Origin of the sequence: Corallococcus sp. RDP092CA (assembly GCF_041903675.1) — a bacterium.
Taxonomy (GTDB): domain Bacteria; phylum Myxococcota; class Myxococcia; order Myxococcales; family Myxococcaceae; genus Corallococcus.
In genome coordinates this window covers 580,787-588,665 of record NZ_JAYESI010000001.1, presented here as the reverse complement: position 1 = coordinate 588,665, position 7,879 = coordinate 580,787, and the positions used below count along the sequence as shown (strand labels likewise).

General features: G+C 72.1%; 6 protein-coding genes. All 6 read left to right on the top strand.

The genetic code is table 11. The annotated features are described in order from the left end of the window. The first annotated feature begins 187 nt into the window (after window positions 1-187). The 6 genes from U8525_RS02325 (at window position 188) to U8525_RS02300 (ending at window position 7,867) form a co-directional block, all read left to right on the top strand. On the top strand, window positions 188-1,789 hold the full coding sequence (locus U8525_RS02325) for an MBL fold metallo-hydrolase (RefSeq protein ID WP_374260500.1): 1,602 nt from the start codon (window positions 188-190) through the stop codon (window positions 1,787-1,789). Window positions 1,790-1,859: 70 nt separating this feature from the next. Continuing rightward, window positions 1,860-2,867 (top strand): lysostaphin resistance A-like protein, encoded by a 1,008-nt coding sequence (locus U8525_RS02320; RefSeq protein ID WP_374260497.1) that lies wholly within the window; start codon window positions 1,860-1,862, stop codon window positions 2,865-2,867. Window positions 2,868-2,943: 76 nt separating this feature from the next. Continuing rightward, window positions 2,944-3,423 carry a hypothetical protein gene (locus U8525_RS02315; protein ID WP_374260494.1) on the top strand — a complete coding sequence of 160 codons (480 nt, stop codon included), beginning with the start codon at window positions 2,944-2,946 and terminating at the stop codon, window positions 3,421-3,423. Window positions 3,424-3,577: 154 nt separating this feature from the next. After that, window positions 3,578-4,675, top strand: coding sequence for a 6-phosphofructokinase (locus tag U8525_RS02310; RefSeq protein WP_374260492.1), 1,098 nt, complete (start codon window positions 3,578-3,580; stop codon window positions 4,673-4,675). 22 nt (window positions 4,676-4,697) lie between these two features. After that, window positions 4,698-6,878, top strand: a complete 2,181-nt coding sequence (locus U8525_RS02305) for a protein kinase (RefSeq protein ID WP_374260490.1) — start codon at window positions 4,698-4,700, stop codon at window positions 6,876-6,878. Beyond that, the gene (locus tag U8525_RS02300; protein WP_374260487.1) at window positions 6,875-7,867 is read left to right on the top strand and encodes a hypothetical protein; all 993 of its coding nucleotides are present in this window, start codon (window positions 6,875-6,877) and stop codon (window positions 7,865-7,867) included. The genes U8525_RS02305 and U8525_RS02300 overlap by 4 nt, the downstream gene beginning before the upstream one ends. The last annotated feature ends 12 nt before the right edge of the window (window positions 7,868-7,879 follow it).

The following is a 7,879-nucleotide window of genomic DNA, read 5'->3' as shown; positions in this document are numbered from 1 at the left end:
TACGAGATTACCACTGCGATAGGGTTCTACCGAACTTGAAAACTTTGCTCGAATCGCTCAGATTCGCTCGCTAGCCCTGCTTCCTGCTTTTCAGCACGCACCGTGTCCTTCCTTGACTCCGCGAGTTCCATCTTCGGAACCGCTGTGAGTCTTGTCCGGAGATAGGTGCCTCCCTCGATCGCACACCATGACCGCTCCCCTGTATCGCCTCGCGGACGCCACCCTCGTCGAACCGCTCGTCCAGGACTTCCAGGCCTGGTGGATGACGGTGGCGCCCATGCCCGCGAGCCTGCACCTCCAGGCCTACCTGTTGCCGTTGCTGAAGGCCTACCTGCAGACGCCGGACTTCCACGCGAAGGCGGCGAAGGATCCGGCGCTCAGCGGCAGCTCGTTCGTGGGCATCGCGCCCGAGCGCGCGAACGAGGTGCGGGCGCTCGTCCAGCGGATCACCACCGCGCAGGAGGACCGCCTCAAGCTGGCGGAGGCGTTCGACGAGTTCCAGACGCAGCTGCTGGCGGAGGCCAAGGGCCAGTCCCTGGAGCCGCTGTACGCGCGGCTGCCGGAGCCGCTCAAGGGCGTGGTGGAGCTGGTGTACGACTACGTGAACCGCCCGTCCATGCGCGTGCACGAGGGCCTGCTGTACCGCGGGCGCCACCACAAGACGGAGCTCCAGTCGATGCGGCTGCGCCGGCTGAAGGCGGACTCGGCGCGCGACTCGCTGCTCACCACGCCGCGCCTGCTGGAGGCGGGGCAGCTGGACTGGAAGGTGCCGTTCCACGACGAGCGCCTGGACAAGCTGTTCAGCCTGGACCTGGAGCCCCGGCCGCTGGCGTGGATCCGCGACGTGCTGGGCGACGCGGTGACGTCCGACGCGGACCTGCTGCCCCTGCTCACGGAGGCGCCGCAGACGGCCTCCGACACCTGGAACGGGCCGGGCCCGCGCATCCGCTACGTGGGCCACGCGTGCGTGCTGGTGGAGTGGAAGGGCACGTCCATCCTCATCGACGCGGTGGTGCCGGTGCGGCCGGAGACGATGGGCCCGCTGGCGCGCATGTCCTTCGCGGACCTGCCCCGCCGCATCGACTACGTGCTCATCACCCACAGCCACCCGGATCACCTGGACATCGAGACGCTGCTGCGCCTGCGCCACCGCATCGGCACGCTGATGGTGCCGCGCGCCAGCGGCGCCCTGGCCGGGGACTACTCGCCGCGGCTCCTGGGCAGGTCGCTCGGCTTCCGCGACGTGCTGGAGCCCTACTTCTACGAGTCCCTGCCCCTCCCGGACGGAGAGATCATCGCCGCGCCGTTCCTGGGCGAGCACGGCGACGTGGCCCACGCCAAGACGGCGTGGATCATCCGCACGGGCGAGGAGCGCCTGTTCTTCTCCGCGGACTCCATGTGCGTGGACGAGACCACGTACCGCGACCTGCGCGACACCGTGGGCGAGCTGCACACGGTCTTCATGAACACGGAGATCGAAGGCGCGCCGCACACCTGGATGATGGAGGGCTTCTTCCCCAAGAAGCGCGACCGCAAGCTGGAGAAGAACCGCCGCTGCCGCGGCAGCAACTCCACCGAGGGCCTGCGCCTGCTGGAGCTCGTCGGCGCGAAGCGGCTCTTCAACTACGCCATGGGCCTGGAGCCCTGGATGGAGCACATCATCGGGCCCGCCGCCACGCCGGAGACGCCCCGCATGAAGGAGTCGGACGTGCTGCTCGCCACCGCCCGCGAGCGCGGCCTCCAGGCCGAGCGGCTCCAGGGCGCGCAGCAGGTCCACCTGAGGACCTGAGCGGCCAGCCCTCCCTCCCCGCTCCCAGGTCACGCTCGACGGGGCAACCACAACCGGTATGCTCCGGAACATGAGGAATCCCAGGAAAGAAACCCTCACGTTCATCGCGGTGACGCTGGCGGTGAGCTGGACGATGGCGGTCCTCTTCATCGCCGGGGGCGAGCAATCCCCATGGCTGATGCGCTGGATGATGTGCGTGCCCGGCATCGTGGGCCTGGGGTGCTCGTGGCTCTTCCGGCGCGAGCCCCCGTCCGCGGTGGGCTTCGCCTTCCCCGGCTGGGGGTGGTGGTTCCTGGGGCTGGCGCTGCCCCTGGCGTACGGCGCCGTCATCGCGCCGCTGGCCTACGCGGTGCGGTTCGTGACCGGGGACGCGGCCTTCGTCCGCTACCAGCCGGAGCTGCTCAAGGGGCCGTTCGGCGTGACGGGCGTCGCGACGGTGCCGGTGATGATCCTCTTCTTCTGGGCGCTGACCGTGACGTGGTGGCTGGCCGCGGCGGCCGTGCGCTGGCGCTGGGTGGAGAAGCTGGGCGCGAGGCTCCCCGAGCGCTGGCGCTGGCTGCGCTACGGCCTGGCGGCCCTGGTGTGGTGGCCCGTCGTGGGCTTCGGCGTCCCCAGCGAGCTGGGCGAAGAGGTGGGCTGGCGCGGGACGCTGCTGCGCTGGTGGATGGATCGGCCGGCGCTGGCCGCGGCCATCACCATGCCGGTGTGGGCCGCCTTCCACCTGCCCCTCATCTTCTCCGCCACGCAGCGCGGGCACGTGGCGCAGAACGTGACGTTCCTCCTGTCCATCGCCGCGGCCGCGGTGGTGTTCGCGCAGCTCTACATGGCGTCGCGCTCCATCTGGCCGCCCGCCCTGTTCCACATCAGCTGGAACCTCATCAACCCGCTCCTCTTCGGCAGCGTCTACAACGGCCGGCCGGGGCTCTTCGGGGGGCAGGTCTGGGTCTTCAACGGCGAGGGCGTGTTCGGGCTGCTGCTCCACGGACTGGTGGCCGCGTGGCTCTTCCGCCACTGGCGGCGCAGCGCCCGGAGCGCGGAGCGCGGCGTGGTACCGGAGTCCGCCGCCACGCCCGCCTGAGCCCGTGCGGCCCGGCGAGCGCAGGCTTTTCCGCATGTGACATCCCGGGCGGGGTCCAGTTACTCTCCCGCGCGCGATGACCCCTGCCGCCCGGGCCGACATGGAAGCACGTGCCGACCGCGCCCTGCGCCGGGGCGAGCTGGCGGAGGCCTTCGAGCTCTTCGAGCACCTGCTCGCCGCCTTCCCCCGCGAGGAGGCCCTGGCCGTCAAGGTGGCCCACCTGCGCGACAGCCTCCAGCCGGAGGAGCTTCAGCACCTGAAGAACCGCGTGCGCGAGCCCCAGCACCTCCCGCTGGGCCCGCCCTCGCCCATGCAGGAGGGCGAGCGCCTCTTCATGCTGGGGGACTACGTGGGCGCCGCCGCCGCGTACCGCCGGGCGCTCCAGGAGCGCCCCGGCAACGAGCTGGTGCTGGAGCGGCTGGAGGAGCTGTACCAGATGGCCCGTGAGATGCCCTTGCAGTCCCCCACGGATCGGGCCCTCCCCCCGAAGAAGGAGGACCGCCTCCAGGCGCTCCTGGACCGGCTGGCCTCCCGCCGCCGCCTCAAGCGCGGCTGAGGGCCGGCCCCGCATTCCAGCGAGCGCGGATCCGACGTTCCCCGCTGATTCGCGCGTTGCACCCCCCTGGGGTGGCACCTACAATCCGCACCGACGTTGCTGTCATAGTGCCGCCCGTCCCCACTGACACCCGCGTCCGACTTTCCACGATCCCATGGCTCGACCTCTACGACTTGGCGTCCTCACCGGCGGTGGCGATTGTCCGGGGCTCAACGCGCTCATCCGAGGCCTCGTCCGCCGGGGCGTGCACGAGTTCGGCCACTCGTTCGTGGGCATCGAGAACGGCTACATGGGCCTGGTGGAGCCGGAGCTCGTCCGCCCGCTCGGCGTGGAGGACACGCGCGGCATCCTGCCCAAGGGCGGCACCATCCTCGGCACGTCCAACAAGGCGAACCCGTTCCGCTACCCCGTGCGTGAGGGCTCCGGCTGGGTGGAGCAGGACGTGTCGGATCAGGTCCTGCGCCGCTGCGAGGAACTGCGGCTGGACGGCCTGGTCGCCATCGGCGGGGACGGCACGCTGACCATCGCGCACCAGTTGGCGGAGAAGGGGCTGAAGGTCGTCGGCTGTCCGAAGACCATCGACAACGACCTGTCCGGCACGGACCAGACGTTCGGGTTCGACACGGCGCGGCTCATCGTCACGGAGGCGCTGGACCGGCTGCACTCCACCGCGGAGGCGCATGATCGCGTGATGGTGGTGGAGATCATGGGCCGCCACGCGGGGTTCCTCACGCTGGAGAGCGGCATCGCGGGCGGCGCGGACCTCATCCTCATCCCGGAGATCCCCTACCGGGTGGAGGCCCTGCTGGAGACGCTGAAGCGCCGGGCCACGCGCCGGCGCAGCTTCTCCATCATCGCCATCTCCGAGGGCGCGTACCCAGAGGGTGGCGCGCTGTCCGTGCTGGCGGAGGCCGCGGACATCCCGGGCCGGGGCGTGGTGCGGCTGGGCGGCTCCGGCAAGGTGTGCGCGGATCTGCTGGCGCGGCACATCGACGCGGAGATCCGCGTCACGGTGCTGGGCCACCTCCAGCGCGGCGGCAGCCCCAGCGCGGCGGACCGGGTGCTGGCCACGCGCTACGGGTGCAAGGTGCTGGACCTGGTGCGGGACGGACAGTGGGGGCACATGGTGGCGCTCCGGAACAACGACGTCGTCCCCGTGCCGCTCAGCGAGTCGCGCAAGGAGCGACGCGTGGACGTCCAGGGAGACCTGGTGCGGTTCGCGCGGAGCATGGGCATCGGGTTCGGGGACTGAGGGGAGCGCACGCGCCAACGCCATGACGCTCGTCGGCCGCCATATCGGTCGCTATCGCATCCTGGAGGAGCTGGGCTCCGGGGGCATGAGCGTCGTGTACAAGGGCCTGGACACGGCCCTGGACCGCGAGGTCGCGGTGAAGGTGCTGCACCCGCACCTGGCCGGCAAGGACGAGTCGCGGCGGCGCCTCGCTCGCGAGGCCCGCGCGGTGGCCAAGCTGCACCACCCCAACATCCTGGAGGTGTTCGACTTCTCCTCGGCGGAGGCGCACGACGCCTTCATCGTCACCGAGTACATCCGCGGCCGGACGCTCAAGACGTACCTGGATGAAGGCCCGCTGGAGCCGCCGGAGCTGGCGGCGATGATCATCCACGAGCTGGCGGCGGCGCTGGCGCACGCGCACGAGGCGGGCGTCATCCACCGCGACCTGAAGCCGGAGAACGTCATGGTGCGCGAGGACGGGGTCCTCAAGCTCATGGACTTCGGCATCGCGCGGCTGCTGGACATCGAGGACCGGATGACGGTGACGGGCGCGCTGGTGGGCTCGCCCGCGCACATGTCGCCGGAGATCATCGAGGGCCTGGAGGCCGGGCCGGAGGCGGACGTCTTCAGCCTGGGGATCATGTTCTACGCGCTGATGACGGGCCGGCTGCCGTTCACCGCGTCGAACACCACGGCGACGCTGAAGCGCATCCTGGACGGGGCCTACGAGGACCCGCGCCGCCGCGTGCCCGCGCTGTCGGACGAGCTGGCGGAGATCTGCGCCACGTGCCTCCAGCGCGACCCGGCGCGGCGCTACCCCAACGCGGGGAAGCTGCGGGACGCGCTGGCGGATGCGCTCGCGGGACTGGGGTTCCCCCGGGTGGGCGAGGAGCTGATCTCCTTCTTCGCGGATCCGCCGTCGTACCAGCGGCTCGCGCGCCAGCGCATCGTGGCGGCGCTCCTGGAGCGCGGGGAGCGGCAGCTCGAGGAGAAGCGGACGCCGCGCGCGCTGGCGAGCCTCAACCAGGTGCTCGCGCTGGACGCGACGAACGAGCGGGCGCTCGGGCTGCTCAAGGGCATCCAGCGCCAGCAGCGGCGGCGCACATGGCGCAGGCGCGGCATCCGCGCGGGCATCGGGGCGGGCGTGGCGCTCGCGCTGGGGCTGGGGGGCTGGCAGCTCTCCCGGATGAACGCGAGCGCGCCCGAGACGCCGGAGGAGGGAGCGGCGGATCCGCGCGCTGACGGCTCGAAGGCCCCGGGCGCCCAGCTCGCGACCGGCGCCGCCGCGTCCACGGGCACGCAAGCCCCGGGTGCACCGGATGGCACCGGCACTCCGAGCGGCGCACGAGGCGCAGGCCCCGTTGCGGGCGCGCAGGGCTCGGCGGGCTCGCCCGACGGCACGGGAGCCACTCGCGGCACGCACGGCACCGGCCCCGTCGCCGGCGCGCAGGGCACGGCGGGTACACCGGACGGCACGGGCACTCCGAGCGGCGCCCACGCCACGGGCGGCGCCACCGGCCCGCCGGGCGGTGCACCGGGCGCGGGCGAGGACCCGGGCGGCGCACGGACCGCGAGCGCCCCGGGCACGCCGAGCGGCGCGCGTCCCTCCGGCGCGCAGGGCACGGGCGGCACCGGCCGCGACGCCCTCGGGACTCCGAATGAACCCGCCCCGCGCGTCGCCGCCCCCCCGGACCGCGCGCCTTCGCGCCCCACCGTCGTCGCGAGCGCCGAGCCGCAGGACGACACCAAGCACCCGCGCGGCGGCAGGCTCCCCGTGTCCATCCTCGTGCGCCCCTACGGCTCCATCCGCGTGGACGGCGGCCCCTCCGGCACCCAGCAGCTGGCGCAGCACGATCTGCAGCTGGCCCCGGGGGAGCACATCGTCACCGTGTCCTGCGGCTACTGCGAGGACGCCACGGAGACCATCTCCGTGAAGCCGTACGGCGAGAACGTCTTCCGCCTGCGCGCGCTGCTGAAGCCCGCGCAGCTCGCCATGGACTACGAGCCCCCGGACGCCACCGTGCGCGTGGGCGACGTGGAGCGCACCGCGAGCGACAGCCTCCAGCACCCCTTCGACATCCGCTCCCCCCGAGGCCCCGCCAGCTTCCAGCACCGCGTGGAGGTGGAGATCTCCTCCCCCGGCTACAAGACGGAGAAGCGCGTCGTCCTGCTGGAGCCCGGCAAGCCCACCACCCTGCGCGGGAGCCTGGCCCCCGAATGATCCGCGGCCCGCTGCTTCTCTTCCTCCTCGTGGCCCTGCTCGGCCCCGCGTCCGCGCGCGCCCAGACGGGCACGCCCGCGGATCCGGAGGTCGCCGCCCTGCGCTCGTCGTTCGAGTACGGCAAGTACGCCGAGGTGCTGGAGCGCGCCGGCCAGCGCATCGACCGGGGCGACCTGCCGGAAGAGGACCTGGTGGAGCTGCACAAGCTCGCGGGCCTGTCCGCCTTCAACCTCAACAAGACCGAGGACGCGGAGCGCCACCTGCGCGCCGTGCTCCGGCTGGACCCCGACTTCAGCCTGGACCCCTTCGTCGTCCCGCCCCCGGCCGTCGCCTACTTCGAGGACCTGAAGAACCAGATGTCCGGCGAGCGCGAGTTCCTCCGCCAGGAGCAGCGCCTGCGCCTGGAGCGCGAGAAGGCCGAGCAGGAGCGCCGGGAGCAGGAGCGCGTCGCCCTGGAGACGCAGCGCCGGCGCGCGGAGGAGCTGGCCCGCCAGGTCACCGTGCGCACCGTGGAGAAGCGCAACTTCCTGGTCAACTTCGTCCCCTTCGGCGCCGGCCAGTTCCAGCAGGGCCGCAACGGCATGGGCATCGCCTTCGCCGCCACCGAAGGCGTGCTGGCCATCACCAGCATCATCGCGTTCTTCGCGTACGACTCGCTGTTCGAGGAGCGGCTCGTCAACCTGGACAACGTCCTGGACGAGGACGGCCGCGCCTCCATCCCGGTCCGCTACATCCCCACGGACCGCGCCCGGCAGGCGGACACCTGGCAGCTGCTCAAGCTCGCGTCCGCCACCGGCTTCTACACCGTCTACACCCTGGGCGTGGTGGACGCCGTCTACCACCACGAGGACCAGGTGGTGACCAGCACCACCGTCGAGTCCCGTCCCGAACCGAAACCCGCTCCCGCCGTCTCCCAGGCCGCGCCGCCGCGCGTGCGGCTGTACTCCACCCGCGGTGGCCTGGGCGCCGGCTTCTCCCTCACGTTCTAGCCCTCACCCAAC

Excerpts from the sequence above, each read along its gene's own strand:
- U8525_RS02310 (WP_374260492.1), top strand. The coding sequence starts at position 3,578 with ATGGCTCGACCTCTACGACTTGGCGTCCTCACCGGCGGTGGCGATTGT.
- U8525_RS02320 (WP_374260497.1), top strand. The coding sequence starts at position 1,860 with ATGAGGAATCCCAGGAAAGAAACCCTCACGTTCATCGCGGTGACGCTG.
- U8525_RS02325 (WP_374260500.1), top strand. The coding sequence starts at position 188 with ATGACCGCTCCCCTGTATCGCCTCGCGGACGCCACCCTCGTCGAACCG.
- U8525_RS02300 (WP_374260487.1), top strand. The coding sequence starts at position 6,875 with ATGATCCGCGGCCCGCTGCTTCTCTTCCTCCTCGTGGCCCTGCTCGGC.
- U8525_RS02315 (WP_374260494.1), top strand. The coding sequence starts at position 2,944 with ATGACCCCTGCCGCCCGGGCCGACATGGAAGCACGTGCCGACCGCGCC.
- U8525_RS02305 (WP_374260490.1), top strand. The coding sequence starts at position 4,698 with ATGACGCTCGTCGGCCGCCATATCGGTCGCTATCGCATCCTGGAGGAG.